We start from the raw sequence: 25,631 nt of genomic DNA, 5'->3' as shown, positions 1-25,631 counted from the left end.
GGTGCGTTTGCCGCATCGCGGGGCCTGATCGCGGCGCACGCTCGGGCCAGCGCGGACGCATTCGGTCGCGCGCGAGACGCGCGCTGCGGACGCCGCGGCACGCGGGCCGCGAACGGCGGGCGCCGTGGTGAGCCGATGCCGGCAAGCGCGGCGGGCGCTGGCGTGCAAGGCGCCGACCGCGTGCGCGCGGCCGGCCTGCGGCCGAATCGCGCGGCGCGAGGCATCGCCGCCGTCGCGCCCGGCAGGCTCGCGAATGCCCGAACATGGCGATTCGCGGTCGAATCCGGCATGCGATTCCCTCGACGAATCATCGTCCGATCGGCGGCGCAGTCAGGCCGATCCGTCGTCAATGACCAGAAGAATGCGCAAGCGCCTGCGCGCGCGCAGGGTTTTTTGACGAAATCTTGTGTCGTGCCGGAAAGCGACTAAAGTGAAGTCAACCGGAGCATCCGGCAGGCGCGAGGCGCCCGCCGCGCGGCATCCGCTCCGGTCAGCCCGCGCGTCTGCGGCCGGCGAACGCTTCCGGCGGCGCGCGGTTTCTTGCATTCTCGCGCTACGGCAAAGGCGGTTCCGATGCAGATCCAGTTCACGAACGATGCGCCCGAATATTCGGGACGCGAATTGACGCTCGCGTTCATGGCGATGGTCGACGGCGAGCCGGTTCAATGCCATATCACCGCCGAGGCGCTCGAGGATCATTTCGGCGCCGCCTCGCCGCGCTTCGAGGATATGGTGGGCGCATTCGATACGCACCGGCCCCGCATCGAGGCCGCTGCGCGGCGCCTGCTGTCGGAGACGCGCGCGCAGTGCGTGGTGCTGAGAAGCGGGTACGTCAGGTTTTACGAGGCGAACTGGCGCTAGATCGCGCCGGCGTCGCGAACGAGCGCTGCCCGGGGGTAGCGCTCGTTTTTTTGTGCCGCTCGAACCGATTCAACGGCGGAGGCGGTTTTCGTGCGGCGTGCTTGCCGGCGGCATCGCGACGGCGAACGTCAAGACGGATCGCGCGTTTGCCGCCGCGTTTCGTTCGGTCTCGCCGGGGCGATAGCGGATTGGACGGGTGACGAATCGCGCATTCGGGTTTGCATGAGCGTCGGCCGTGTTCGCATCGGATTGCTTTGATCGGGCCGTCGCCGCTATCGCGTGCCGCCGATGCCACTGTCCGATGCGGCAGCGTTGTCTACGTGCGCTCCCCGCGCTCCGAAGCACAAGCGAAACCGTCAGCGGCGCGGATCGCCCGCGCATTCGCCGCCGCCGCGCGTCGCGCCGTTCATTCGGCGCCGAGGTAGAAGTAGCGGAACAGGAAGATCGCGGCGATGATCCACACGATGGGCTTCACCCGCTTTGCGTGGCCCGTCAGCAGCTTCAGGCCGCCGTATGCGATGAAGCCGAACGCGACGCCGTTCGCGATCGAGTACGTGAACGGCATCAGCAGCGCGGTGAGCGCGGCGGGCACGGCTTCCGTCGCGTCGTCCCACGGCACGTCGACCATGTCGCGCAGCATCAGGCACGACACGTAGAGCAGAGCCGGCGCGGTCGCGTAGCCGGGCACGACGCCCGCGAGCGGCGCGATGAACAGGCACGCGATGAACAGCACGGCGACGGTGATCGCGGTCATGCCGGTGCGCCCGCCCGCCTGCACGCCGGATGCGCTTTCGATGTATGCGGTCGTCGACGACGTGCCGAGCAGCGAGCCCGCGACGATCGCGCTGCTGTCGGCGAGCAGCGCCTTGTTCAGCCGGTGCATCTTGCCCTCGACGAGGAGCCCCGCGCGGTTCGCGACGCCCATCAGCGTGCCCGTCGCGTCGAACAGCTCGACGAGGAAGAACACGAGGATCACGTTGACGATGCCCGTCGACAGCGCGGCGCCGATGTCGAGCTTGAACAGCGTCGCGTCGATCGACGGCGGCGCCGAGAAGATGCCGTGAAACTGATTGCCGCCGAAGAAGAACGACAGGATCGTCACGCCGATGATGCCGATCAGGATCGCGCCGCGCACGCGCAGGTAATCGAGCGTGACGATCGCGAAGAAGCCGACGATCGCGAGGACCGTGGTTGGCTTGTGCAGGTCGCCGAGCGTGACGAGCGTCGCCGGGCTGCCGACGATCACGCCCGCCGTCTTCAGCGAGATGATTCCGAGAAAGAGGCCGATGCCCGCGGTGATCGCGATGCGCAGCGATTTGGGAATGCCGTTGACGATCACCTCGCGCACGCGCAACAGCGTGACGAGCAGGAACAGGCACCCGGAGATGAAGACGGCGCCGAGCGCCGCCTGCCACGTGAAGCCCATGCCCTTGACCACGGTATACGCGAAATAGGCGTTGAGGCCCATGCCCGGCGCGCACGCGATCGGGTAGTTCGCGTACAGGCCCATGATGAGCGACGCGAGCGCGGCGACGAGGCAGGTAGCGACGAAGACGGATTCCTTCGGCATGCCCGCGTCGCCGAGGATCGCGGGGTTGACGAAGATGATGTAGGCCATCGTCAGGAACGTGGTGACGCCCGCGAGTATTTCGGTGCGCAAGTCGGTTCCGGCTTCCGCGAAGCCGAAATACCGTTTGATCGATTCCATGTGGGCGATTCTCCGGTCGAGTAGTCGTGTTGCCGAGTGCTTTGTGCGTTGTATTGCCGCGCGGGGCGGTCGTACTGTAACCAGCCACTATTGGGCGGCTATCGGCGGATTGTAATAGCGGACATAGACCGGACGATATATTTGCGGCGCATCGGCGACGATCGGGCTTTGCCGCCCGCAAGCCCCGTTTCGCCGGCGTAGCGTGGAGCCGCCGGCGCGCGTTTGCCGACGGATCGCTAAAATGGCCGATTGCCGGCGTCGGGCGACGCCTGTCGCGCGCGTTGCCGATAGCGCTCGCGAACGGGCGTTTCCGACGCTGCCTGCGCGGGCGTGCCGCCATCCACGAACCGGGGAGTACAGCTTGACATCGATTGCCCGAACGGAGCGACGTATCGTGCCGACGTGCGGCGAACCTCAAGCCGGCATCGGCCAACCCGCGTGGATGTCCGTCGCGCTCGCCGAACGGGGCGTGCGGCGCTTCGGTCGAGGCGAAAGCAATCCGCGCATCGTCGAGTACAACGGCTGCACGAATCTCGTCGGCTACGACGACAAGGTCTCGTGGTGCTCGTCGTTCATCAACTGGTGTTTCTCGCGCGTCGGGATACCGGGAACGGGCTCCGCGCTCGCGCGTTCATGGCTCGAATGGGGGGGGACGCTGAGCGAGCCGGCGTACGGATGCGTCGTCGTGCTGATGCGCGATCGACCGACGAGCTGGAAAGGGCATGTCGGTTTTTATCTGCGGCACGACGAAGAGCGCGTGTACCTGTTCGGCGGCAATCAGCGCGGCGCGGTGCGCGAGCATGCTTACGCGCGTTCGCGGCTGCTCGCGTATCGGTGGCCGGGCGAACGCGGGCCGGGCTGACTCGCGGAACGCGGTGCGCCGACGAGCGACGCGCGCGGCATATGCGAAGGCAAGAGGCGCGACGAACGACGAACGACGCGCGCGGATCGGCCGCGCAAGCACGTATCGCGGCCCATCGGCACGCAGCACGTGGATAGGATCGCTTCGTACGCGGATCGCCGCGATCGTCCGGCGTGTGGAGCGTAATCGCCTCGAAAGCCATGGCGTAAAGTGCGGCATGCGCGGCCGCCTGTTTCCTTCGATGCGAGCTGGCTGAGACGTGACGGTCGATGCTGCAAGGGCGCGCGCGTTCATGTGCGCCGCGACGTGCGGCGCACCATCGTCGTGCGCGCAGCGGCGATCTCTCGAGCATGCACGAAGCGTGCAGGTGAAAGGCGCGGCCGACTCGCCGGACATGCGCGATTCCATGCGGATTGCACGGAAAGCAAGTTCGGCGGTTCCGTGTTTGTGCGATGTCGGCACGGATTGCATGAAACGAAAAAATGCATGGGCATGGATGAAACATTTTTTGCTGTCGCGCACGCGCTGCCGCACAGTCGCCATGCGGAAATTCCGTCAATTCCGCCGACATATAAGCCGATTTTAGAGATAGGTGTTCCTATTCATATAGGGAACGGTATTCGTCTTTTTTATCAACGGGATATTGTTGTTTTGGGAAGTGTTGCAATAACGCCCGCAGTGTAAAAGAATGCAATCCGGCATCGCATTAACGCAATTTTCTCACTAGGATGGAGACAATGCTCGCGTCAGGCGACGTCCGGGGCGGGGAGCGGACGCGGGCGTCGACGCATTTCGCAGTGGCAGCCGAAGGTAAGTGCTGGGGCAGGGCCTTGCAGGTCAGGATCGCCTCACGCGAATTCATCCGGCAATACGGAGGCAAGCATGTTGAACTGGATCAGCCGATGGGCGTTGCGTCACGCCCCCACTCCCGAGAAAAGCGCCGCGTCGATGCTCGTGACCGCGCGGATGGAATTGTTCACCGCCGAGCAGCGCGTGATCGACGCGAAACTGCAGGCCGACTACTGGCGCACGCGCGTGTCGTTTCTCGAAGAGGTGCAGAAGCAAGGCATCGATCCGTGGGTAAGCGCGCAGGCGCAAAAGACCGACGACGCGCCGGCCGCGGCCGCGCGCGGCGCGGCCGGCCCGCGTCTCGCGGCGAGCACGTGACGCGTCGCACGCACGGTTCGCGGCGCGCGGCGGATGCCGTGCCGTCGCGATGCTTGCCGTGAGTACGTCGTCGCGCGCTTGCCCGTCATTGCGGCCGCGCCGCTCATCGCCCGGGCGCCGTTGCTCCATCCATGCGTTGCGTGCGTCCGTTCGGAGAATGCGCCGAACCGATGCGCGCGACGTTCAGCCCTTCTCTTGATTTGCGCCGCGCATTGTCGTGACGATCGCGCGCGCTCGCGACAAAGCGATGCGAGACGGCGCGCGCGACACGATGACCGCGCGCCTGCATGCCGCGCGAGTCGTATTCGCGACCGTCGTGCGATCGGCGACGCCGCCGCGCACGTGCCGACATCGACCGCTTGCGTGCGAGCGGCGCGTTTCGCTCCGCCTCGATGAATAGCGATCCTGACGATCAGGTTCGAGACGGTCGGGCGAATCGCGGGCAATGCGGCATCGCGCCTCATCGATGTTGTCGCGCGGCGTGCATCGCCGTGCGCGACAGCACAGCGATGGACGCCCGATGCTTCGCGAAGCCGGTCGCCGCGTCGAGCCGGCGCGGCATACGTGCATGTCCGCCCGCATGGCGCTTCATCGCGGGCGAGGGCTCGTCAGATCCGCGGCGACGTCGAGCAGCCCGTCGACCATGCGGCCGATCCAGCCGCGCCGGCGCACGTACGCGGTCGTCAGCGAGACCTCGGCGGCGGACGGCCCGTCGGCGCTCAGCCAGATGCGCTCGCCGTGCGGCACGTGCAGCACGTCGCCCGGCTTCAGCCAGTAATCGTCGACGCTGAACGAGCGCGTGAGCCAGACGCGCGAACCCAGCACGCGGATTTCGGTGTGGCTGCGCGCAAGCCACGTCATCAACGCGCGCGGCTCGAGCGCGAAGTGAAGCGTCATGCGCGGCAACTGGATCGCGTCGTATCCATCGTGCCGCGTCGGGTCGGGACGAAACAACAGCCGGCTTGCCTGGTCCATCGTCTTCTCCTGAATAGAGCCGGCGGAAGGAGCGCAGCGCAACGAAAAAGGCCCCGACCGTTACCGGCGGGGGCCTCTTTGACATCCGATGTTACGGATAGCTAACGCACGAGTGCCCCCGGTGATGCGCCACAACGGGCGTTCACTGGCGGGCGGGCAACAACTGCGGCGATGTACATGCGCGTATCCATGCCGATGAGTGTCGTCATCCTTGGGGGGCTTGTCAACGACAATCTTGTGACAAGCGCGACGCATCGCGGATGCGTCGATCGCCGGTGCGGCACGACGCGAGATCACACGACGAGACACGACACGCGCGATGGTGCCGGCCGCGAGCATTCGCGCCGCCGCGGCGTTGCGCATGCCGCGCGACGCGAGGCGCGATGAGGCGCGCGGCGCGCGCATCCCGCGCGCAAGCCGTTCGCCGTCACGTCAGGGCGCGGCCTTTTCCGTGCCCCAGTTGCCGCCGTGCGAGGCCGCCTGCGCGGCCGGCGAGCGCGCGAGGTATTCGAGCGCGAACTCGGTCGAGCCTTCGGCGTGCGGCGTGTAGCTCGGCCGGTAATAGCGCAGCGCCGCGCCGATCGTCTTCCAGAACGACGGCAGGTGATTGCGGCGCGAGCCGCGCCACCACGACAGCACGAAGCCCGGATAGCGGCCCGTGCCGGGATCGCGCTCGTACATGTATTTCGCGCCCGACATGATGAAGTAGAGCAGAATCATGATCACGATCGTCATGTGGATCGAGCGTTCGACGTAGTTGCCGCCGAGATGCCGGTAGATGTCGAACGCGACAGTCCGGTGTTCGACTTCCTCCGCGCCGTGCCAGCGCAGCAGGTCGACGACCGTCGGATCGGCGCGGCCGTCGTCGAGCCCGCGCGCGTGCAGCACCCAGTTGCCGAGGTAGCCGAAGAAGTGCTCGAGCGACGCGATCACCGCGAGCTGCTGGCGCAGCCAGAAGCGCGTGTGGCCGATCTTCAGGCCGAGCGGCTTTTCGCCGAGCACCTTCGTGAAGAGCCAGTTGATCCGCTGAGTGAACGGCTTCGTGTCGATCCCGTGCCGCTCGTAGTAGTGCTTGAGCACGCCGCCGTGCGAGCGCGAATGCACGGCTTCCTGGCGCAGGAAGCCGTCGGCGTCGGCGCGCAGCGCCGCATCGGTGATGAGCGGCAGCGCCTTGTTGTACACGCGGCAGAACCACAGCTCGCCTTCGGGGAACAGAAGGTTCAGCGTGTTGATGATGTGCGTGCTTTCGGGATCTCCTTCGATCCACTGAATCGGCGTCTTCGCGAAGTCGAACTTGACGTGGCGCGCCTTGATCAGATAGTGATTTTCCGGGGCATTCATCGATGTCTCCTTCAACGGTCGGGGGCGCTTCGCCGCTCAGTGCGACGCCATGCTGACGCGGGCGATCATCCGGCCGAGCCACGGCGCGAAGCGCCCGACGAAGCGCATCGCGTGCGCTTCCGCGCCGATCGCGACAACCGGCTTGTTCTGCAGCACGCCGTCGACCATCGCCTTCGCGACGCTCTCCGGCTTCAGGCCGCGCATCTGGTAGAGCTTCGTCGCGCGCTTGCGCAGCCGCGCTTCGTCCTGCGCGCTCTTTGCTGCCGCGTATTGGGTCGACGCCATGATGCCCGTCTCGGCGAAACCGGGGCAGACGGCCGTCACGCCGATCCCGTGGTCCGCGAGCTCCGCGCGCATGCACTCGCTCAGCATCAGCACCGCGGCCTTCGTCGTCGCGTACGCGGGCAGGTCGCGCGACGGGCCGAACGCGGCCGCCGACGCGGTGTTGACGATGTGGCCGCCCGCGCCGCGCGCGGCCATCTGCTTGGCGAACAGGCGCGAGCCGTGGATCACGCCCCACAGGTTCACGCGCAGGATGCGCTCCCAATGCGCGGCCGACGTGTCGAGGATGCCGCCCGCCATGCCGATGCCGGCGTTGTTGACGACGACGTCCGCGCCGCCCAGCTCCTCGCCGACCCAGTTCGCGAGCGCTTCCATGTCGTCGGCCGAACCGACGTCGACGCGCCGCACGTCGGCCTGCGCGCCGAGCAGCCGCACGAGGAGCGCGGTGCGCTCGGCCGCCTGCTCGTCGATGTCGACGGCGACGATCGACGCGCCTTGCTTCGCGAATTCGACGGCCGCGCAGCGGCCGATCCCGCTGCCCGCGCCGGTGATCACGACGCGCTTGCCGACGAACGGACCGGTGCCGCTCAAGCGGCGCGCATGCGCGAGCGCGGGCGGCTGAACGCCCGTCTCGACCGCTTCGATCAACTCCTGCGCGAGCGCCGCGAAGCGTGCGGGGTCCGACATCGGCAGCCAGTGCCGCTCGGCCACCTCGCGGCGGTAATAGGTCGGCACCCAGCGCGCGATGTCGGCCGACAGCGCGGGGCTCACGAACTTGTCGCGCAGCGGCACGACGACCTGCACGGGCGCGTGCGCGTAGCGTTCGCGCGGCGCGAACACGCGGCGGATGAAGTTCGCGCGATACAGGCGCACGCCGTGCACGCCGTCCTCGGTCTGCGTCGGGCGCGGGCCGACGTCGGTGCGCTCGATGCGGCGCATCAGCGCGGGCCACGCGCGGCCGAGCCACAGGCGCCAGTTGAGCTCGGGAATGAACGGCAGGTGAAACAGGTACACGTACCACGAGCGCACGAGCTGGCCGGCGAGCCGCCTGATCGACGCGGGCGACGGCCGCGCGAGCTGCTGGCGCAGCCAGTAGCCGACGTGGTCGAGATTCGGCCCGGAGCACGACGTGTACGACAGGATGCGCCCCGCGAGCCGCGGCTCGGTGACGAACTCCCAGCCCTGGATCGAGCCCCAGTCGTGGCCGATCACGTGTACCGCGCGGTTCGGCGCGAGCGCGTCGATCACCGCGACGAAGTCGTCGACGAGCCGCTCGAGCCGGTAATCGGCCGTGCGCGCGGGCTTCGTCGACAGGCCCGCGCCGCGCACGTCGTACGCGATCACGTAGTACGACTTCGCGAGGAGGGGCGCGACGCGGCGCCAGACTTCGCTGCTGTCCGGATAGCCGTGAACGAGCACGACGGCGGGACGCGACGCGTCGCCCCAGGTCTTCGCGGCGAGCGTGACGTCGCCGGCCGCGACTGCGGTTTCGGTATGAACCGATTCGAACAGCGCGAGCGGCGCTTCGTCGGAAAGGGGCTGCATCGTGATGTTTTCGTGTGATGGGCGGAGAGGGAAGGCGCGCGGCGATGCCGTCACGCCGCCTGTTCGTGCGCGAGCGGCTTGTTCGCCTCGCGCGCGCGCGCGCGGCGCACGTGCGGCAGATCGTCGTCGAGCCAGTACGCGTCGTCTTCGGTGATGACGAGCAGCTCCTCGAACTTCGCGCCGACGCCGGCGAAGCCGAGATGCGGCTCGACCGCCCAGAGGCCGGGCGTCGGCGCGTGATCGGAGCGCGCGTCGATCGACCAGAGCGGCGACCAGCCCTGTTCCTTGCCCGCGCGCGTCTGCTCGAGCAGCAGGTTGCGCGTCGAATTCAGGCCGAAGCGCGCGACGAAGCGCGGCTTCGACAGCTTGTGCAGCTTTGCGACGCGATGCGCGAGCACCTTGAACGGATACGCCTTGTGGCGCGGCTCGACGCCTTGGCGGCGGCACAGCGCGTCCACTTCCTGCGCGACCTCGGCAAGCGTGCGGCGCTCCTTGACGAGCTTCACGATCATGTCGCGGTGCGCGATCAGGTCGTCCTGCAATTGCTCGAGGATCGGATTGTGGCCGAGGCAGGTCGCGTAGCCGACGTCGGCGACGATGCCGTCGACGACGGGCGCGACGTCGAGAATCACCGGCATGTCGGGCTCGAGCGTGCGGTTGCTCGGGAAGAACGCGAGATTGAAGCCGCCCAGGTGCTTGAGGCCCGAGAAGCCCTCGAACGCGGTGCGATCGCCGAACCACGCGAACGGCTTGTGCAGCCAGTCCTGCACGCCGTGATCCTGCGCCCATTCGATCATCAGCCGCGCGGCCTGCTTCTCGGTGATGCCCGGGTACAGCATGTCGCCGACGGTCTCGACGCAGCGGTATGCGAGCTGTTGGACGGAGCGGAACTGGTTCAGCTCGTCGATGTGGACTTCCGGCAGCGGATGCTCGGCCATGGCGTCGTCTCCCTTTCTTCGTCGTTCTGAACGGTGGTGCCGGCCGCGGATGCTCGACCGGCGGCGCACCGCGTCGGAAAATGTGACATTGGTCAATGTAAATATCTTATATCAATGAATCGTGCCCGGGCGTGCGTTTGTGATGAGTACTTCTCCTAATTCGTCGGCGGGAAGGGGCTTCGCTCGGGCGGCATCGGAGGAAACGGGGCATGATCCGGCAGGCCGTCGGGCTCGGCGGGAGATCAGGCTCGGGAGATCGGGCACGCGAAGCGGCGGCGCCCGGCACGATTGCGCGGCCGGGCCAACGGGCCATTGGGCCAACGGGCCGTCGGGCCATTGGGTGTCGCTGGGTCGTTGGCCCGGCGCGTTCGCATGTCGGCCGACGGCCGGCCCCGCGAGTTGCCGATTCGGCGATTCGGCGTGCGGGCGTGTCGTCGATTCGTCGAACCGCTATGCAGCCATCGCGCAGGAACCGGCGCCGCGGATCACTGCGGCGTGCGCCCGAAGCGTTCGAGCACCGAGCTGAGCAGATCGATCGGCAGCGGGAACACGATCGTCGAGTTCTTGTCCGCGGCGATCGTCGTGAGCGTCTGCAGATAGCGCAGCTGCATCGCCTGCGGCTGCAGCGCGAGCCGCTGCGCGGCCTGCAGCAACTGCTCGGACGCCTGCAGCTCGCCTTCCGCGTGGATCACCTTCGCGCGCCGCTCGCGCTCGGCCTCCGCCTGGCGCGCGATCGCGCGGATCATCGTCTCGTTCAGGTCGACGTGCTTGATCTCGACCACCGACACCTTGATCCCCCACGCGTCCGTCTGCGCGTCGAGCGTCTTCTGGATGTCGGCGTTCAATTGCTCGCGCTCGGCGAGCAGCGCATCGAGCTCGTGCTTGCCGAGCACGGAGCGCAGCGTCGTCTGCGCGAGCTGGCTCGTCGCGTCGAAGTAGCGCTGGACCTGGATCACCGCCTTTTCCGGATCGACCACGCGAAAATACACGACCGCGCTGACCTTCACCGACACGTTGTCGCGCGTGATCACGTCCTGCGCGGGCACGTCGAACACGACGGTGCGCAGATCGATCCGCACCACCTGCTGGACGACGGGCACGATCAACACGAGCCCTGGCCCCTTGACCTTCCAGAAGCGGCCGAGCAGGAACACGACGCCGCGCTCGTATTCGCGGAAGATGCGGATCGCCGACGCGATCACGAACAGCGCGAGCACGAACAGCAGGCTGCTGAAGCCGAACGTGAAGCCCATCATGATGGTTCTCCTTGTGTCGGGGCGGTGTGGTCGTACAGCGGGGCGACGGTCAGCGTGAGGCCGCTTCTGCCCGTCACGCGCACGCGGCGGCCGGCCGCGATCGGCGTCGCGCTCGCGACGCGCCAGCGCTCGCCGTGCACGCGCGCCCAGCCGGCCGCGGACGGCGCGAGCGGCGCGGCCGGGTCCGCGCTCGGGCCGACCTGCGGCGGCTGATCGGGAACGAGACCGTCGTCGAGCACTTCGCCGATGCTGCCGACGATCGCCTCCGCGCCGGTGACGACGGGCCGCCGCCGCGCGCGCAGCGCGAAGCCCGACACGCCGAACACGAGGATCGTGCCCGCGGCCGCGAGCGACGCGATCACGGGCCACGGCACGCCGTAGCCGGGCACGTCGGTGTCGATCAGCATCAGCGCGCCGATCGCGAACGCGACGATGCCGCCCACGCCGAGCGTGCCGAACGTCGGCAGGAACGCTTCGGCGATCAGGAACGCGATGCCGAGCAGCACGAGCGCGAGGCCCGCGTAGCTGATCGGCAGCATCTGCAGCGCGAACAGGCCGACGAGCAGGCTGATCGCGCCCGCGACGCCAGGCAGCACGAAGCCGGGATTCGCGAATTCGAAGAAGAGCCCGTACATGCCGAGCGTGACGAGCACGAGCGCGACGCTCGGATCGGCGACGGTCGCGAGCAGCCGGCTGCGCCAGTCGGGCTCGATCGTCTCGATCGGCGCGTGCGCGGTGTCGAGCCAGTGCGCGCCCGTTGCGGTGACGACCTTGCGGCCGTCGAGCTTCGCGGCGAGATCGGCCGGATCGTTCGCGATCAGGTCGACGACGTGCTGCGCGAGCGCGTCGCTCGCGGGCAGGCTCACCGCCTCGCGCACCGCGCGCTCCGCCCAGTCGGCGTTGCGCCCGCGCAACTGCGCGAGGCCGCGGATGTACGCGGCCGCGTCTTGCATCGCCTTGCGGGTTTCGGTCGATTCGGCGTCGGCCGCGCCTGCGCCGGATGCGCCGGATGCGGCGCCGGGTTCGCGCCGCGCGGCGGGCGGCGCCCGCCCGCCGATGCCGAGCTGCACGGGCGAGGCCGCGCCGAGGTTCGTGCCGGGCGCCATCGCCGCGATATGGCTCGCGTAGACGATGTAGGTGCCGGCGCTCGCCGCGCGCGCGCCGCCCGGCGCGACGAACGCGGCGACGGGCACGCCCGAGCCGACGATCGCCTTGATGATCTGCCGCATCGACGTATCGAGGCCGCCCGGCGTGTCGAGCTGGACGATCGCGAGCTGCGCGCGCTCGCGTGCGGCGCGCTCGAGGCCGCGGACGATGAAATCGGCGCTCGCCGGGCCGATCGCGCCCGTGACCGGAATCACGACGACGGGCGCGCGCGTTGCCGCTGCGGCGGCCGCGCATGCAAGCAGCAGGCCGATCAGCACGGCCGCGCGCGCGAGCCGAGCGGCAAGCCTGCCGTGCCGCGGCGGCGGGCGTGGCGAGGGATGGGGCGTTTGCATCGCGGTGTCGGCCGGCGGCGCGCGGCCGCATGGTGCGGCGCCGCAGCCGGGCCGTGAGAAGGGCGTGCGCCCGGTGCTTAAAGAGTAGGCGGTTTCCGGCGAAAGCGCGAAGCGGCCGCGCGCGCGGCGAGCGCGGCGTCGCGGTAGTCGGCGGGGCTCATCCCGCGCCACTTGCGGAACGCGCGGTAGAACGCGCTCGGCTCGGCGAAGCCGGTCGCCGCGGCGACGTCGGCGACCGTGCGGGCCGGGTCGGCGAGCGCCTCGCACGCGAGATCGAGGCGCAGCGCGTCCTTGATCGTCTGGTACGAGTGGCCTTCCTGCTTCAGCTTGCGGCGCAGCGTCGCCTCGGCTACATGCAGCCGCGCGGCGAGCGCCCGCGCGGTGGGCCAAGCGGCGGGCGGCAGCGCGCGCAGCGCCGCGCGCACGCGCCCGCCGAGCGCGTGCGGGTTGCGGTACTTGACGATGAAGCTCGCGGGCGCGTCGCGCAGGAACGGCTTGAGCGTCTTCGCCGTCTGCACGACGGGCAGCGCGGCGAACGCCGGATCGAAATCGACATACGATTCGGATTCGCCGAAGCGCATGTCGTCGCAGAACATCAACTGATATTCGTGGACCGCGCGAGGCTCGCCGCAGCGAAAGCCCGCGTGCAGCAGCGGAATGCGCCGTCCGATGAGCCAGCACGTGAGGCCGTAGACGATGATGAAATAGGTTGCGTACGCGAACATCTCCGGCGGATTCGCGCTGTTGCGGTGCACGAAGCGCAGGCGCACGCGCTCGGCGTTCGCGTCGATCTCGGCGTGCAGATCGTCGAGCACGCAGTGCATGAAGTTGACCGCGCGGGCGAGCGCGCGCAGCCCGTTGCGCGCGCCGAGCGCCGCCTGGCTCATCGCGATGAAGCTGCCGCAGCGCATCGGGTGCGAGTCCTGGCCGAAGAATTCGTCGTCGAGCGCGCGCGCGATCGCGTTCCACAGCGCGCCGTACTGCCGCGCGGACACGCGTGCGTTGCGCTGCGCGAGCAACGCGGCCGCAATGCCCGCCTGCGCGAGGAGCGGCGCGTCGTCGACGCCGCGCCGCCGCGACAGCGCGAGGCTCGACTCGACGAGTTCGATCGAAACGGTGCCTTTCTTTTCTTCGTGCTTCATCGCAGGAGCGTGCCGCGGTGCGGTATGGCAAAAACGATCAGTGTAATTGAGCGGAGCGAGCATCGAACAGATGCCGCGCGTTGCCTACACTTGACTGATCGACACGGAACGAACGAGGCGCGCTGCGCGAGCGACGCGGCGGCGCCCAGGAGACACGCAGCCATGGACGATCTCTACACCGAAGATCAACGGATGATCCTCGACGCCGCGCGCGCCTTCTGCGCCGAGGTGCTCGCGCCGAACGCCGCCCAGTGGGACCGCGAATCGCATCTGCCCGACGAGGTCGTCGCGCAGATGGGCGAGCTCGGTTTCCTCGGCATGATCGTGCCCGCCGACTGGGGCGGATCGTATACGGATTACGTCGCCTACGCGCTCGCGCTCGAGGAGATCGCGGCGGGCTGCGCGTCGTGCGCGACGCTCGTGAGCGTGCACAACTCGGTCGGCTGCGGCCCGGTGCTGAACTACGGCACGACCGAGCAAAAGGAGCGCTGGCTGCGCGATCTCGCGAGCGGCAAGACGGTTGGCGCGTTCAGCCTCACCGAGCCGCACGCGGGCTCCGAGGCGCACAACCTGCGCACCCGCGCGGAGCTGCGCGACGGCAAGTGGATTCTGAACGGCAGCAAGCAGTTCGTCACGAACGGCGCGCGCGCGGGCCTGGCGATCGTTTTTGCCATGACCGATCCGGACGAGGGCAAGCGCGGGCTGTCCGCGTTCGTCGTGCCGACCGATACGCCGGGCTTCATCGTCGGCAAGCCCGAGAAGAAGATGGGCATTCGCGCGTCGGACACGTGCCCGATCACCCTCGAGAACTGCGCGATTCCCCAGGAGAATCTGCTCGGCAAGCGCGGCGAGGGGCTGAAGATCGCACTGTCGAATCTCGAGGGCGGGCGCATCGGCATCGCCGCGCAGGCGACGGGCATCGCGCGCGCCGCGTTCGACCGCGCGCGCCGCTATGCGCGCGAGCGCGTCCAGTTCGGCAAGCCGATCGCCGAGCATCAGGCGATCGCCGAGAAGCTCGCGAACATGGCGACGCAGATCAACGCCGCGCGCCTGCTCACGCATCACGCGGCGCGGCTTCGCACGGCGGGGCTGCCGTGCCTGTCGGAGGCGTCGCAGGCGAAGCTCTTCGCGTCCGAGATGGCCGAGGCGGTGTGCTCGGATGCGATCCAGATTCATGGCGGCTACGGTTTCCTCGTCGATTACGAGGTCGAGCGCCATTACCGCGATGCGCGGATCACGCAGATCTACGAGGGGACCAGCGAAGTGCAAAGAATGGTGATCGCGCGGCAGCTGTGAGCGCTGCCGCGCGAATCGCCGCAAGCGCGCTCGCTCGCAATATGAATGGCTTTGCATGGGATCGGGAAAGGCGCTGAAGCGCCAACGCCGATCGACGGCTTTGCATGGGATCGGGGTAGGCGCTGAAGCGTCAACGCCGATCGACAGCTTTGCATGGGATCGGGGTAGGCGCTGAAGCGCCAACGCCGATCGACAGCTTTGCATGGGATCGGAGTAAGCGCTAAAGCGCTAACTCCGATCGACAGCTTTGCATGGGATCGGAGTAAGCGCTAAAGCGCTAACTCCGATCGACAGGAGACGACACGATGACGGCACAGGCGTTCCTCGACGCACGCGATTTCCTGCTGCGCCACCGCACCGACTACGACACCGCATATCGCGATTTCAAGTGGCCGGCGCTCGACGAATTCAACTGGGCGCTCGACTACTTCGACGCGATCGCGCGCGGCAACGACAAGCCCGCGCTATGGATCGTCGATGCCGCGACAGGCGACGGCGCGCGGTACACGTTCACGCAGATGTCCGAGCGCTCCGCGCGGATCGCGAACTGGCTGCGCGGAATCGGCGTCGCGCGCGGCGAGCGGATTCTGCTGATGCTGCCGAATCGCGTCGAGCTGTGGGACGCGATGCTCGCGGCGATGAAGCTGGGCGCGGTCGTGCTGCCCGCGACGACGCAACTGTCCGCCGACGACGTGCGCGAGCGCGTGCAGATCGGCGGCGCGCGCTATGCGATCGTCGACGAGAACGAGGCCGCGAAGTTCGAGCAGCCGGGGCTCGACGTGACGAAGATCGTCGCGGGCGCGCCGCGCGACGGATGGCTCGCGCTCGCCGACGGCTATGCGGCGCCGGCCGACTTCGCGCCCGACGGCGCCACCCGCGCGAGCGATCCGATGCTGCTGTACTTCACGTCGGGCACGACGTCGAAGCCGAAGCTCGTCGAGCACACGCACCGCACCTATCCGGTCGGCAGTCTGTCGACGATGTACTGGGTCGGCCTGCAGCCGGGCGACGTCCACTGGAACATCAGCTCGCCCGGCTGGGCGAAGCACGCGTGGAGCTGCTTCTACGCGCCGTGGAACGCGCAGGCGTGCGTGTTCGCGTTCAACTATGCGCGCTTCGAGCCGAAGGGGGTGCTCGACGCGCTCGTCAAATACGAAGTGACGACGATGTGCGCGCCGCCGACCGTCTGGCGGATGCTCGTCCAGCAGCCGCTTTCGACGTTCGCGGTGAAGCTGCGCGAGATCGTCGGCGCGGGCGAGCCGCTCAATCCCGAGATCATCGAGCGCGTGAAGAAGGCGTGGGGCGTGACGATCCGCGACGGCTACGGGCAGACCGAAACGACATGCCTGATCGGCAACTCGCCGGGCCAGCCGGTCGTGCCGGGCTCCATGGGCCGGCCGCTGCCGGGCTACGCGATCGAGCTGCTCGATCCGGACGGCGCGAGCGCGACCGAAGGCGAGATCGCGCTGCCGGTCGGCCCGGACGTCGCGCGTCCGGTCGGCCTGATGAAGGGCTACGCGAACAATCCGGACGCGACCGCGCACGCGATGCGCGACGGCTATTACCGCACGTCCGACATCGCGCTGCGCCGCGACGACGGCTACTTCGTCTACATCGGCCGCGCGGACGACGTGTTCAAGTCGTCCGACTACCGGCTGAGCCCGTTCGAGCTCGAGAGCGTGCTGATCGAGCACGAGGCGATCGCCGAGGCGGCCGTCGTGCCGAGCCCGGACCCGGTGCGGCTGTCGGTGCCGAAGACGTTCGTCACGCTGCGCGCGGGCTATGAGCCGAGCGAGGCGCTCGCGCGCGAGATCTTTCGCTTCTCGCGCGAAAAGCTCGCGCCGTACAAGCGGATTCGGAGGTTGCAGTTCGCCGAGCTGCCGAAGACGATCTCCGGCAAGATCCGCCGCGTCGAGCTGCGCCGCCGCGAGCTCGAGCGCGGCGACGACACGTCGAGCCGGATGCCCGGCGAGTATTGGGAAGAGGATTTCGCGGCCGAGGGCAAGTGACGCCCGGCATGCCGCCTTGCATCAACCGGCCGCAGACGCGCGCGGCGCGCCGCCGGCCATAGCCAGGAGAATCTCACGATGAACGCAACTCCGTCGTCCCAGAAGGGACATCACGTGCCGACCGTGAAGCTGTTGATCGCCGGCGAATTCGTCGAATCCCATGCGACCGAGTGGCGTGACATCGTCAATCCGGCGACGCAGGAACTGCTCGCGCGCGTGCCGTTCGCGACCGCGGCCGAGGTCGACGCGGCCGTCGAAGCCGCGCAGGCCGCGTTCGCGAAATGGAAGAGCACGCCGCTCTCCGCGCGCATGCGCATCATGCTGAAGTTCCAGGATCTCGTGCGCGCGAACCTGCCGCAGATCGCGAAGACGCTGACGGCCGAGCAGGGCAAGACGCTGCCCGACGCCGAGGGCGACGTGTTCCGCGGCCTCGAGGTGGTCGAGCACGCGTGCTCGATCGGCACGCTGCAGCTGGGCGAGTTCGCGGAGAACGTCGCGGGCGGCGTCGATACGTACACGCTGCGCCAGCCGCTTGGCGTGTGCGTCGGCATCACGCCGTTCAACTTCCCCGCGATGATTCCGCTGTGGATGTTCCCGATGGCGATCGTCTGCGGCAACACGTTCGTGCTGAAGCCGTCCGAGCAGGACCCGCTGTCGACGATGCTGCTCGTCGAGCTCGCGATCGAGGCGGGCGTGCCGAAGGGCGTGCTCAACGTCGTGCACGGCGGCAAGGAAGTCGTCGACGCGCTGTGCTCGCATCCGCTCGTGAAGGCGATTTCGTTCGTCGGCTCGACGGCCGTCGGCACGCACGTGTACCGGCTCGGCAGCGAGCACGGCAAGCGCGTGCAATCGATGATGGGTGCGAAGAACCACGCGGTGATCCTGCCCGACGCGAACCGCGAGCAGACGGTGAACGCGCTCGTCGGCGCGGCGTTCGGCGCGGCGGGCCAGCGCTGCATGGCGACGTCGGTCGCGGTGCTCGTCGGCGCGGCGCGCGACTGGCTGCCCGACATTGTCGCGAAGGCGAAGACGCTGAAGGTCAACGCGGGCGCGGAAGCGGGCACCGACGTGGGCCCCGTCGTGTCGCGCGCGGCGAAGCAGCGAATTCTCGGCCTCATCGAAACCGGCGCGAAGGAGGGCGCGAAGCTCGTGCTCGACGGCCGCGACGTGAGCGTGCCCGGCTACGAGCACGGCAACTTCATCGGCCCGACGATCTTTGCGGACGTGAAGCCGGAGATGTCGGTCTATACGCACGAGATCTTCGGCCCGGTGCTGTGCGTGATGTCGGTCGACACGCTCGACGAAGCGATCGCGCTCGTCAACGCGAATCCGTTCGGCAACGGCGTCGGCCTCTTCACGCAAAGCGGCGCGGCCGCGCGCAAGTTCCAGAGCGAGATCGACATCGGCCAGGTCGGCATCAACATCCCGATTCCGGTGCCGGTGCCGTTCTTCAGCTTCACGGGCTCGCGCGGCTCGAAGCTCGGCGATCTCGGCCCGTACGGCAAGCAGGTCGTGCAGTTCTACACGCAGACGAAGACCGTCACCGCGCGCTGGTTCGACGACGACGCGACGGCGGGCGCCGTCAACACGACGATTCGTCTGCACTGACTGGAGGGCGCGATGAAGATCGGTTTTATCGGCTTGGGGCACATGGGCGCGCCGATGGCGCTCAACCTGCTGAAGGCAGGCCATGAAGTGCGCGCGTTCGATCTGAGCGAGGATGCGCTGCGGCTCGTGAAGGACGGCGGCGCGCAGGTTGCTGCCTCGCCGCGCGAGGCGGCGGCGGGCGCCGAGTTCGTCGTCACGATGCTGCCCGCGGCCGCGCACGTGCGCGGCGTGCTCACGCAGGAGAACGGGGTGCTCGCAGGCCTCGCCGCGGGCGCGATGGTGATCGATTCGAGCACCATCGATCCGGCGAGCGCGCAGGCGTTCGGCGAGCTCGTGCGCGGCGGCGGCGGCGCGTTCGTCGACGCGCCGGTGTCGGGCGGCACGGGCGGCGCGGCGGCGGGCACGCTGACCTTCATGGTTGGCGGCAGCGACGCCGACTACGCGCGCGTGAAGCCCGTGCTCGCGGCGATGGGCAAGAACATCGTGCACTGCGGCGCGACCGGGATGGGGCAGGTCGCGAAGGTCTGCAACAACCTCGTGCTCGGGATCACGATGGCGGGCGTGTCCGAGGCGATGGCGCTCGGCGCGTCGCTCGGCATCGATCCGAAGGTGCTCGCGGGCATCATCAACACGTCGACGGGCCGCTGCTGGAGCTCGGACACGTACAACCCGTATCCGGGCGTGATCGAGACGGCGCCGTCGTCGCGCGGCTACACGGGCGGCTTCGGCACCGATCTGATGCTGAAGGATCTCGGCCTCGCGAACGACGCGGCGAAGCAGGTGCGGCAGCCGGTCTACCTCGGCGCGCTCGCGCAGCAGCTGTATCAGACGATGAGCAGCCGCGGCGACGGCAAGCTCGATTTCTCGGCGGTGATCCGCCTGTACCGACCGCTCGGGAAGGATGCCTGATGATCGAGCTCGACTACGCCGACGACGGCGCGATCGCGCTCGTCACGCTCAAGCGCCCGTCCGCGAACACGTTCAGCGCGGACGGGCTTCTCGAATTGCAGCGCACGCTCGAGCGGCTCGAAGCGGATTCCCGCGTGCGCGCGCTCGTCGTCACGGGCGACGGCCCGAAGTTCTTCAGCGCGGGCGCGGATCTGAACGCGTTCGCCGACGGCGATCACGCGATGGCGCGCACGATGGCGTCGCGCTTCGGCGCCGCGTTCGAGGCGCTGCACGACGCGCGCTTTCCGACGATCGCCGCGATCAACGGCTATGCGATGGGCGGCGGCCTCGAATGCGCGCTCGCGTGCGACATGCGCATCGCCGAGCGGCACGCGCAAATGGCGCTGCCCGAACCGTCGGTCGGCCTCACGCCGTGCGGGCTCGGCACGCAGACGCTGCCCTGGCTCGTCGGCGAGGGCTGGGCGAAGCGGATGATCCTCGCGGGCGTGCGCGTCGACGCGCAAACCGCGCTGCGCATCGGTCTCGTCGAGGATGTCGTCGATACCGGCCGCGCGCGCGACGCCGCGCTCGAGCTCGCGCGCGGCGCGGTGGCGCTCGGCCCGCGCGCGGTCGGCGTCGCGAAGGAACTGATCGGCCTCGCGCGGCAGGGCGTGCCGCGCGGCGCGGCGCTCGCGCTCGAGCGCGAGCGCTTCGTCGATCTGTTCGACGGCGGCGAGCCGCGCGAAGGCGTCGCCGCGTTTCTCGGCAAGCGCAAGCCGCAGTGGCGAGCCGATGACGGAGGGCGGCCGCGATGAGCACGCCGATGATGCACGACCTCACGCATGAGGCGGCCGCACGCGACGTGCTGATGCGCGTCGTGAACCGCGTCGCGCTGATCACGCTGAACCGGCCGGCCGCGCTCAACGCGCTGTCGCACGACATGGTGCGCGAGCTCGCCGCCTTGCTCGAACGCTGCCGCGACGATCGCTCGATCGTTGCGGTCGTGCTGCGCGGCGCGGGCGACAAGGGCTTCTGCGCGGGCGGCGACGTGCGTGCGCTGTACGGAATGGCGAAGGTGCGCGGCCGAGACTGGCTGCCGTTCTTCGTCGACGAATACCGGCTCGACTATGCGATCCACACGTTCCCGAAGCCCGTTGTCGCGCTGATGGACGGCGTCACGATGGGCGGCGGAATGGGGCTCGCGCAGGGCGCCGCGTTGCGCGTGTCGACCGAGCGCAGCAAGATCGCGATGCCCGAGACGCGGATCGGCTTCGTGCCCGACGTCGGCGCGACGCATTTTCTCGCGCGGCTGCCGGTCGAGCTGTCGCTGTACGTCGGCCTCACGGGCGTGACGCTGTCGGGCGCGGACGCGCTCGCGGCGAAGCTCGCCGATCTGTCGGTGCCGTCGTCGTGGCTCGATACGTTCGAGACGCGGCTCGAACGCGCCGACTGGTCGGGCGACGTGTTGCGCGCATTGCGCGCGGTGTTCGCGCCGCCGTGCAACGTCGTCCCGCATGCGGCGCTCGACAGCCAGATGCCGTGGATCGTTCGCCACTTCGACAAGCGCTCCGGCGTCGAGCGAATCGTCGCGACGCTGCGGCAGGACCTGACGCGCGACGAGCTGTCGCGCGAGCATCGGCAATGGCTGCAGGCGACGCTCGAGGCATTGACGAGCCATTCGCCGACGATGCTCGAGGTCACGCGCGACGCGTTGTTGCGCGGCCGGCAGACGACGCTTGCCGAGGCGTTCCGGATGGAGCTCGGCATCGTCGCGCATGCGATCGAGGAAGGCGATTTCTGCGAAGGCGTGCGTGCGCATCTCGTCGACAAGGATCGCAAGCCGGGCTGGGCGCCCGCGACGCTCGTCGAGGTGCAGCGAGAGCGCGTGCTGCATTTCCTGACGTCGCCGTGGAAGCGCGAAGCGCATCCGCTTGCCGATCTCGGCGTGGCGTGACGCGGCGCGGCGTGACATGATGGCCGGCGCGCCCGGATCGGCGCCCGGCCGATCCGCCTCGCATCGAGCGGCGGCGAAGCGATGACGAAGGATGCGGGATGCGGGATGCGGCGCTCAGCGCGCCGTGTCGCGTAGCTCGCGTCGCAAGATCTTGCCGACGTTGCTCTTCGGCAGATCGTCGCGAAACTCGACGTATTTCGGGCGCTTGTCGTGGGTGAGGCGCTCCTTGCAGTGCGCGAGCACGTCGCCGGCGGTGAGTGCCGGGTCCTTCCTGACGACGAAGAGCTTCACCGCCTCGCCGGAGCGCTCGTCCGGCACGCCGACCGCCGCGACTTCGTACACGCCCGGATGCGACGCGACGACGTCTTCGATCTCGATCGGATAGACGTTGAAGCCCGATACGAGAATCATGTCCTTCTTGCGGTCGACGATCTTCACGAAGCCGCGCTCGTCCAACACGCCGATGTCGCCGGACTTGAAGAAGCCGTCCTGCGTCATCACCTTCGCGGTCTCGTCCGGCCGCCTCCAGTAGCCCGCCATCGCCTGCGGGCCGCGAATGCAGATCTCGCCGGGCTGACCGAGCGGCACGTCGCGGCCGGCGTCGTCGCGGATCGCGATGTCGGTCGAAGGCAGGGGCACGCCGACGGTGCCGGTGTGCTCGGCGATCGTCACCGGGTTGCAGGTCGCGCTCGGCGAGGTTTCCGACAGGCCGTAGCCCTCGACGATCGGCACGCGCGTGCGTTCGTGCCAGCGCTTCGCGACGCCGTCCTGAATCGCCATGCCGCCGCCGTTCGCGACCACGAGCTTGGAGAAGTCGAGCTTGCCGAAATCCGGATGATGCAGCACCGCGTTGTAGAGCGTGTTGACGGCCGGAAACGCGGAAATCGGATAGCCCGCGAGCGCCGCGATCATGCCGCCGATGTCGCGCGGATTCGGGATCAGCACGCCGAGGCCGCCGGCGTGAATCGTCATGAAGCCGCACACGGTCAGCGCGAACACGTGATAGAACGGCAGCGCGATCGCGGTCACGAACTGCGCGTCGGCCGGCCGGCGAGGAGGGGCGCGCGCCATGCTTCGGACTGCAGCACGTTCGCGACGATGTTCCGGTGCAGCAGCGTCGCGCCTTTAGACACGCCGGTGGTGCCGCCCGTGTATTGCAGAAACGCGATGTCGTCCGGCGCGATCGGGGTGCGCCGAAGCGCATGCCGGGCGCCGTGCGCGAGTGCCGCGTTGAAGCGCGTGCATGACGGCAGGCGCCATGCCGACACCCGCTTCTTCACGCGGCGCACGACGTAGTTGACGGCGACGCCTTTCATGCCGAGCAGGTCGCCCATCGCCGCGACGACGACGTGCCTGACCGATGTCCTCGCGATCACCGCTTGCAGCGTCGCCGCGAAATTCTCGAGGATCACGATCGCCTCGGCGCCGCTGTCCTTCAACTGATGCTCGAGCTCGCGCGGCGTATAGAGCGGGTTCGCGTTGACGACCACGTAGCCCGCGCGCAGGCTCGCCGCGAGCGTCACCGGGTACTGCAGCACGTTCGGCAGCATGATCGCGATCCGCGCGCCGCGCGCGAGGCCGCGCGACTGGAACTATGCGCCGAGCTTGCGCGACAGTGTGTCGAGCTCGCCGTACGTGATCGATTTGCCCATGCAGGCGAATGCGCCGCGCGCGCGATAGTTGCTGAAGCTCTCCTCCATCAGCGCGACGAGCGAGGCATAGCGGGACGTGTCGATGTCGGCCGGCACGCCGGGCGGATAGGCCGTGAGCCAGATCCTGTTCATTGTCGTGTCTCCTCCGTGATCTTCGCGATGGGCGCGCGGCGATGTCGCGGCGGCCGCGTCGAGCGCACTGCGCGCGTCGCCCACCGCGACCGTCGCGAAATACCGGATCGTGCGGTCGTAGCGCAGCTTCGGATTCGTGTAGATGCCGCGCCGTGAATGGACGGCCGCGAGCAGGAACGGATCGAGCTCCTCGATGACGACGGAGCGCTGAAAGCCGATCGTGAGCGCGGTGGGGTAGGTCCAGACACGCCAGGTTGGGGAATCGGGGCCGAAGAAGCCGTAGTCCTCCCGACGCTTTCGTTCCTGACGATCAATATTCCTAATCGAATTCATCGCAACGCTTCCTGCTTGCATCCGCCATCGAAGAATCGATCGTCAGGCTTTCATGAAGCCGCCCAGCACGATCCGCCCCACGTATGCGCCGAGTTCGTCCGGCGTCCATTGCTGCGCGTCGTCGAGCATCGCGCGCACGGCGCCGTCGCCGAGCGACATGAAGATCTCGACGAGAACGGGCAGCTTCTTGTCGATCTGCCGGACGCCGGCTTTCTTCATCATCGGCCCCATCAGCGCGCGCACCTGCTGGGCGACGCGGCGGCGCGCGTGGCCGTAGCGTTCGACCGTGTCCCGATCGTGATCCGCCGCGAGCACGAGCCGCCACGAATCGGCGTGCGCGGCGACGACTTTCAGCAGCGCCTGGAATCCGGCCGTCATCCATTGCTTCGGATCGCCGAACTGCGGCTCGCGCGGCAATGCGGCAATCACGCCGTCGAACAAACGCCGCTCCTCGCGTTCGAGCCGCGCGTCGATCAGTTCTTCGCGCGACGCGAAGCACGCGTAGACCACCGGCCGCGTGACGCCGAGCGCCTGCGCGATCGCTTCCATCGACACGCTCGCCAATCCGCGCGTGACGGCAATGCGCAAGGCGGCGTCCAGTGCCAGTGGCCGTCTGCGTTCGGGGCCCAAATGGGCGGCGCGAGTGCGTTCCTGCATCGTATTTCCTTCAGGTTCGTAGGAAAGATATGCAAGGGTGTAGGAATTCGGCAAGCGGTTTCATTCGAGTGCGGACTCAAAACGCAGGCGGGCGGCGGGGGCCGGCAGGCGGCCGCCCGTCGAAGGCGCTCAGGCGGGGCGGTCCTCGCCGCCCAGCGCCTTGTACAGGCTCATCCGGTTGTTGAGCCGTCCCAATTGATTGCGCGCGAGCGCGCTTTGCGCATCGCGCAGCCGTTGCTGTTCGTCGAGCCATGGCTGCACGCCCGTCGCGCCGGCCGCGAAGCGCGCCTTCGCGAGCGTTTCGGCGCGCTGCGCCTGCGCGAGCGCGTGCGCGCGCTCGTCGGCCTCGGCCTCGAGCTGCGCACGCGCCGACAGCGCGTTCTCGACTTCGCCGAGCGCGCGATACAGGCTCTGCCGGAAATTGACGACGGCTTCCTCGTACTGCGATTTCGACACCTTGATCTGCAACTGCATCGTGTTCCACTGGATGAACGGCAGCGCGAGCCCGAGGCCGAGCGTCGCGACGGGATTCTGCAGCACGCGCTCGAGGCTCGTGCTCGCGGTGCCGACGTTGCCCGTCAGCGTGAATGTCGGATAGAAGCTCGTGCGCGTCACGTCGACGTTCGCGAGCGATTCGCGCAGCCGGAACTCGGCCGCGCGCAAATCGGGCCGGCGGCCGAGCAGCTCGGCCGGCACGCCTGCGGCGATGTCCGGAAGCGGCGCCGCGGGCAGTGCGTCGCGCTCGGCCGCTTGCCGTTGCGGCGGACGGTCGAACAGGATCGCAAGCGCGTTGCGGTTCTCGGTGCGTTGCTGGATCAGTTGCGTCTGGTCCGCGCGCAGCGCGGACAGGTTGCGCTCGGCTTGCGCGAGGTCGAGCCCGGACGTCGCGCCCGCCGCGTGACGCGACTGCACGAGCTCGAGCGTGCGCCGCGCGTACGCGATGTTCGCATCGCCGATCGCGATCAGTTGATTCAGATAGGCGATCTGCCAGTACAGTGCCGCCGTCGTGCCGATCAGCGAGAGCCGCGCCGCATCGCGGTCGGCCTGCGTTGCTTCGAGTTCCCAGCGCGCGGCGTCGCGCTGCGCGGCAAGCTTGCCCCACAGGTCGAGCTCGTAGCCGAGCGTAGCCGTGACGCCGCTCGTGCGGCCCATCCGGTGCGTGTCGAGCGTGCGCGATACGTTGCCCGTCGCGCCGAGCGTCACGTTCGGCGTCAGGTTCGTGTCCGCGAGCCCGGCCTGCAATTGCGCGCGATAGACGCGGATCGCGGCGGCCGCGAGATCGTTGTTCGTGCGCAGCGCGTCGTCGATCAGGCGATCGAGCGTCGGGTCGCCGAAGCGGCGCCACCAGCCGTCGGGCGTGGCGCTCGCCTGCCCCGCGACGGGCGCGGCCCATTGCGCGGGCAGCTCGACCGCGGGCGGCGGCGCGTTGCGCGACGGCGTCGCGCAGGCGGACAGCAGCGCGCCCGCGCACGCGAGCGCGGCGGCGCGCCGGGCGAAACGATGAGTCGGGAGAATCGTCATCGCGT

General features: G+C 68.7%; 21 protein-coding genes and 2 pseudogenes. 11 read left to right on the top strand and 12 right to left on the bottom strand.

The features are described 5' to 3' along the window. Positions 1–135: 135 nt before the first annotated feature. Together BTH_RS34395 and BTH_RS09300 are read left to right on the top strand one after the other, a co-directional pair. The gene (locus BTH_RS34395; RefSeq protein WP_009897947.1) at positions 136–429 is read left to right on the top strand and encodes a hypothetical protein; all 294 of its coding nucleotides are present in this window, start codon (positions 136–138) and stop codon (positions 427–429) included. A 144-nt stretch (positions 430–573) separates the two neighbouring features. After that, positions 574–861 (top strand): DUF1488 domain-containing protein, encoded by a 288-nt coding sequence (locus tag BTH_RS09300; RefSeq protein ID WP_009897946.1) that lies wholly within the window; start codon positions 574–576, stop codon positions 859–861. Between the two features lie 406 nt (positions 862–1,267). Here BTH_RS09300 and BTH_RS09295 read toward each other — a convergent pair whose 3' ends face one another. Further along, positions 1,268–2,569, bottom strand: a complete 1,302-nt coding sequence (locus BTH_RS09295; protein WP_009897941.1) for an NCS2 family permease — start codon at positions 2,567–2,569, stop codon at positions 1,268–1,270. A gap of 442 nt (positions 2,570–3,011) precedes the next feature. Between BTH_RS09295 and BTH_RS09290 the strand changes: the two genes are divergently transcribed. The 3 genes from BTH_RS09290 (at position 3,012) to BTH_RS09285 (ending at position 4,598) form a co-directional block, all read left to right on the top strand. Next, the gene (locus BTH_RS09290) at positions 3,012–3,431 is read left to right on the top strand and encodes a TIGR02594 family protein (RefSeq protein WP_009897938.1); all 420 of its coding nucleotides are present in this window, start codon (positions 3,012–3,014) and stop codon (positions 3,429–3,431) included. 486 nt (positions 3,432–3,917) lie between these two features. Then, a complete protein-coding gene (locus BTH_RS33430) occupies positions 3,918–4,115 on the top strand; it encodes a hypothetical protein (RefSeq protein ID WP_127446377.1) in 198 nt (65 codons plus the stop codon). A gap of 198 nt (positions 4,116–4,313) precedes the next feature. After that, positions 4,314–4,598: a hypothetical protein gene (locus BTH_RS09285; protein WP_009897936.1), complete on the top strand. Its 285-nt coding sequence runs from the start codon at positions 4,314–4,316 to the stop codon at positions 4,596–4,598. Between the two features lie 588 nt (positions 4,599–5,186). Here the strand turns inward: BTH_RS09285 and BTH_RS09275 are convergent. The 7 genes from BTH_RS09275 to BTH_RS09245 form a co-directional block, all read right to left on the bottom strand. Continuing rightward, positions 5,187–5,573, bottom strand: a complete 387-nt coding sequence (locus tag BTH_RS09275) for a DUF2917 domain-containing protein (RefSeq protein ID WP_009897932.1) — start codon at positions 5,571–5,573, stop codon at positions 5,187–5,189. A 432-nt stretch (positions 5,574–6,005) separates the two neighbouring features. After that, entirely contained in the window at positions 6,006–6,914 is a 909-nt protein-coding gene (locus BTH_RS09270; RefSeq protein ID WP_009897931.1) for a metal-dependent hydrolase, read from the bottom strand. A 36-nt stretch (positions 6,915–6,950) separates the two neighbouring features. Further along, complete coding sequence (locus tag BTH_RS09265; RefSeq protein ID WP_009897929.1) at positions 6,951–8,741, bottom strand: SDR family oxidoreductase; 1,791 nt, start codon at positions 8,739–8,741, stop codon at positions 6,951–6,953. A gap of 50 nt (positions 8,742–8,791) precedes the next feature. Further along, a complete protein-coding gene (locus BTH_RS09260) occupies positions 8,792–9,679 on the bottom strand; it encodes a M24 family metallopeptidase (protein ID WP_009897927.1) in 888 nt (295 codons plus the stop codon). A gap of 485 nt (positions 9,680–10,164) precedes the next feature. Then, a complete protein-coding gene (locus BTH_RS09255; protein ID WP_011401398.1) occupies positions 10,165–10,935 on the bottom strand; it encodes a slipin family protein in 771 nt (256 codons plus the stop codon). Next, positions 10,932–12,434, bottom strand: coding sequence for an NfeD family protein (locus BTH_RS09250; RefSeq protein WP_025988609.1), 1,503 nt, complete (start codon positions 12,432–12,434; stop codon positions 10,932–10,934). Before BTH_RS09250 ends, BTH_RS09255 begins: the two co-directional genes overlap by 4 nt. Before the next feature lie 77 nt (positions 12,435–12,511). Beyond that, complete coding sequence (locus BTH_RS09245) at positions 12,512–13,639, bottom strand: AraC family transcriptional regulator (RefSeq protein ID WP_009897923.1); 1,128 nt, start codon at positions 13,637–13,639, stop codon at positions 12,512–12,514. Between the two features lie 99 nt (positions 13,640–13,738). On the opposite strand from BTH_RS09245, the gene BTH_RS09240 reads away from it, so the two are divergent. From BTH_RS09240 to BTH_RS09215, 6 genes are all read left to right on the top strand, one after another. Continuing rightward, positions 13,739–14,872, top strand: coding sequence for an acyl-CoA dehydrogenase family protein (locus tag BTH_RS09240; protein WP_009897921.1), 1,134 nt, complete (start codon positions 13,739–13,741; stop codon positions 14,870–14,872). 305 nt (positions 14,873–15,177) lie between these two features. Beyond that, positions 15,178–16,881: an AMP-binding protein gene (locus tag BTH_RS09235; protein WP_009897919.1), complete on the top strand. Its 1,704-nt coding sequence runs from the start codon at positions 15,178–15,180 to the stop codon at positions 16,879–16,881. A 78-nt stretch (positions 16,882–16,959) separates the two neighbouring features. Then, the gene (locus BTH_RS09230; protein ID WP_009897918.1) at positions 16,960–18,489 is read left to right on the top strand and encodes a CoA-acylating methylmalonate-semialdehyde dehydrogenase; all 1,530 of its coding nucleotides are present in this window, start codon (positions 16,960–16,962) and stop codon (positions 18,487–18,489) included. Positions 18,490–18,501: 12 nt separating this feature from the next. Next, positions 18,502–19,398 (top strand): 3-hydroxyisobutyrate dehydrogenase, encoded by an 897-nt coding sequence (gene mmsB / locus BTH_RS09225; RefSeq protein WP_009897916.1) that lies wholly within the window; start codon positions 18,502–18,504, stop codon positions 19,396–19,398. After that, positions 19,398–20,192, top strand: coding sequence for an enoyl-CoA hydratase (locus BTH_RS09220; protein ID WP_009897915.1), 795 nt, complete (start codon positions 19,398–19,400; stop codon positions 20,190–20,192). The genes mmsB and BTH_RS09220 overlap by 1 nt, the downstream gene beginning before the upstream one ends. Further along, on the top strand, positions 20,189–21,331 hold the full coding sequence (locus BTH_RS09215) for an enoyl-CoA hydratase/isomerase family protein (RefSeq protein WP_009897913.1): 1,143 nt from the start codon (positions 20,189–20,191) through the stop codon (positions 21,329–21,331). The genes BTH_RS09220 and BTH_RS09215 overlap by 4 nt, the downstream gene beginning before the upstream one ends. Before the next feature lie 114 nt (positions 21,332–21,445). Here the strand turns inward: BTH_RS09215 and BTH_RS35075 are convergent. The 4 genes and pseudogenes from BTH_RS35075 to BTH_RS09190 all read right to left on the bottom strand — a co-directional run bounded on the left by BTH_RS35075 (position 21,446) and on the right by BTH_RS09190 (position 25,626). After that, positions 21,446–23,115 (bottom strand): annotated as a pseudogene (locus tag BTH_RS35075) (long-chain-fatty-acid--CoA ligase). Positions 23,116–23,196: 81 nt separating this feature from the next. Next, positions 23,197–23,448 (bottom strand): annotated as a pseudogene (locus BTH_RS35460) (oxygenase MpaB family protein); the annotation flags it as partial. A 42-nt stretch (positions 23,449–23,490) separates the two neighbouring features. Next, on the bottom strand, positions 23,491–24,036 hold the full coding sequence (locus BTH_RS09195; protein ID WP_196484522.1) for a TetR/AcrR family transcriptional regulator: 546 nt from the start codon (positions 24,034–24,036) through the stop codon (positions 23,491–23,493). A gap of 198 nt (positions 24,037–24,234) precedes the next feature. Beyond that, positions 24,235–25,626 (bottom strand): efflux transporter outer membrane subunit, encoded by a 1,392-nt coding sequence (locus BTH_RS09190; RefSeq protein ID WP_009897903.1) that lies wholly within the window; start codon positions 25,624–25,626, stop codon positions 24,235–24,237. Positions 25,627–25,631: the final 5 nt, after the last annotated feature.

The organism is Burkholderia thailandensis E264, from assembly GCF_000012365.1.
Taxonomy (GTDB): domain Bacteria; phylum Pseudomonadota; class Gammaproteobacteria; order Burkholderiales; family Burkholderiaceae; genus Burkholderia; species Burkholderia thailandensis.
The sequence above is the reverse complement of the archived record's forward strand: the minus strand, read 5'-3'. Positions and strand labels throughout refer to the sequence as shown.

Excerpts from the sequence above, each read along its gene's own strand:
- BTH_RS09295 (WP_009897941.1), bottom strand. The coding sequence starts at position 2,569 with ATGGAATCGATCAAACGGTATTTCGGCTTCGCGGAAGCCGGAACCGAC.
- BTH_RS34395 (WP_009897947.1), top strand. The coding sequence starts at position 136 with ATGCCGGCAAGCGCGGCGGGCGCTGGCGTGCAAGGCGCCGACCGCGTG.
- BTH_RS09255 (WP_011401398.1), bottom strand. The coding sequence starts at position 10,935 with ATGATGGGCTTCACGTTCGGCTTCAGCAGCCTGCTGTTCGTGCTCGCG.
- mmsB (WP_009897916.1), top strand. The coding sequence starts at position 18,502 with ATGAAGATCGGTTTTATCGGCTTGGGGCACATGGGCGCGCCGATGGCG.
- BTH_RS33430 (WP_127446377.1), top strand. The coding sequence starts at position 3,918 with ATGGGCATGGATGAAACATTTTTTGCTGTCGCGCACGCGCTGCCGCAC.
- BTH_RS09260 (WP_009897927.1), bottom strand. The coding sequence starts at position 9,679 with ATGGCCGAGCATCCGCTGCCGGAAGTCCACATCGACGAGCTGAACCAG.
- BTH_RS09270 (WP_009897931.1), bottom strand. The coding sequence starts at position 6,914 with ATGAATGCCCCGGAAAATCACTATCTGATCAAGGCGCGCCACGTCAAG.
- BTH_RS09265 (WP_009897929.1), bottom strand. The coding sequence starts at position 8,741 with ATGCAGCCCCTTTCCGACGAAGCGCCGCTCGCGCTGTTCGAATCGGTT.
- BTH_RS09245 (WP_009897923.1), bottom strand. The coding sequence starts at position 13,639 with ATGCTCGCTCCGCTCAATTACACTGATCGTTTTTGCCATACCGCACCG.
- BTH_RS09235 (WP_009897919.1), top strand. The coding sequence starts at position 15,178 with ATGACGGCACAGGCGTTCCTCGACGCACGCGATTTCCTGCTGCGCCAC.
- BTH_RS09285 (WP_009897936.1), top strand. The coding sequence starts at position 4,314 with ATGTTGAACTGGATCAGCCGATGGGCGTTGCGTCACGCCCCCACTCCC.
- BTH_RS09220 (WP_009897915.1), top strand. The coding sequence starts at position 19,398 with ATGATCGAGCTCGACTACGCCGACGACGGCGCGATCGCGCTCGTCACG.
- BTH_RS09290 (WP_009897938.1), top strand. The coding sequence starts at position 3,012 with ATGTCCGTCGCGCTCGCCGAACGGGGCGTGCGGCGCTTCGGTCGAGGC.
- BTH_RS09215 (WP_009897913.1), top strand. The coding sequence starts at position 20,189 with ATGAGCACGCCGATGATGCACGACCTCACGCATGAGGCGGCCGCACGC.
- BTH_RS09230 (WP_009897918.1), top strand. The coding sequence starts at position 16,960 with ATGAACGCAACTCCGTCGTCCCAGAAGGGACATCACGTGCCGACCGTG.
- BTH_RS09250 (WP_025988609.1), bottom strand. The coding sequence starts at position 12,434 with ATGCAAACGCCCCATCCCTCGCCACGCCCGCCGCCGCGGCACGGCAGG.
- BTH_RS09300 (WP_009897946.1), top strand. The coding sequence starts at position 574 with ATGCAGATCCAGTTCACGAACGATGCGCCCGAATATTCGGGACGCGAA.
- BTH_RS09190 (WP_009897903.1), bottom strand. The coding sequence starts at position 25,626 with ATGACGATTCTCCCGACTCATCGTTTCGCCCGGCGCGCCGCCGCGCTC.
- BTH_RS09240 (WP_009897921.1), top strand. The coding sequence starts at position 13,739 with ATGGACGATCTCTACACCGAAGATCAACGGATGATCCTCGACGCCGCG.
- BTH_RS09275 (WP_009897932.1), bottom strand. The coding sequence starts at position 5,573 with ATGGACCAGGCAAGCCGGCTGTTGTTTCGTCCCGACCCGACGCGGCAC.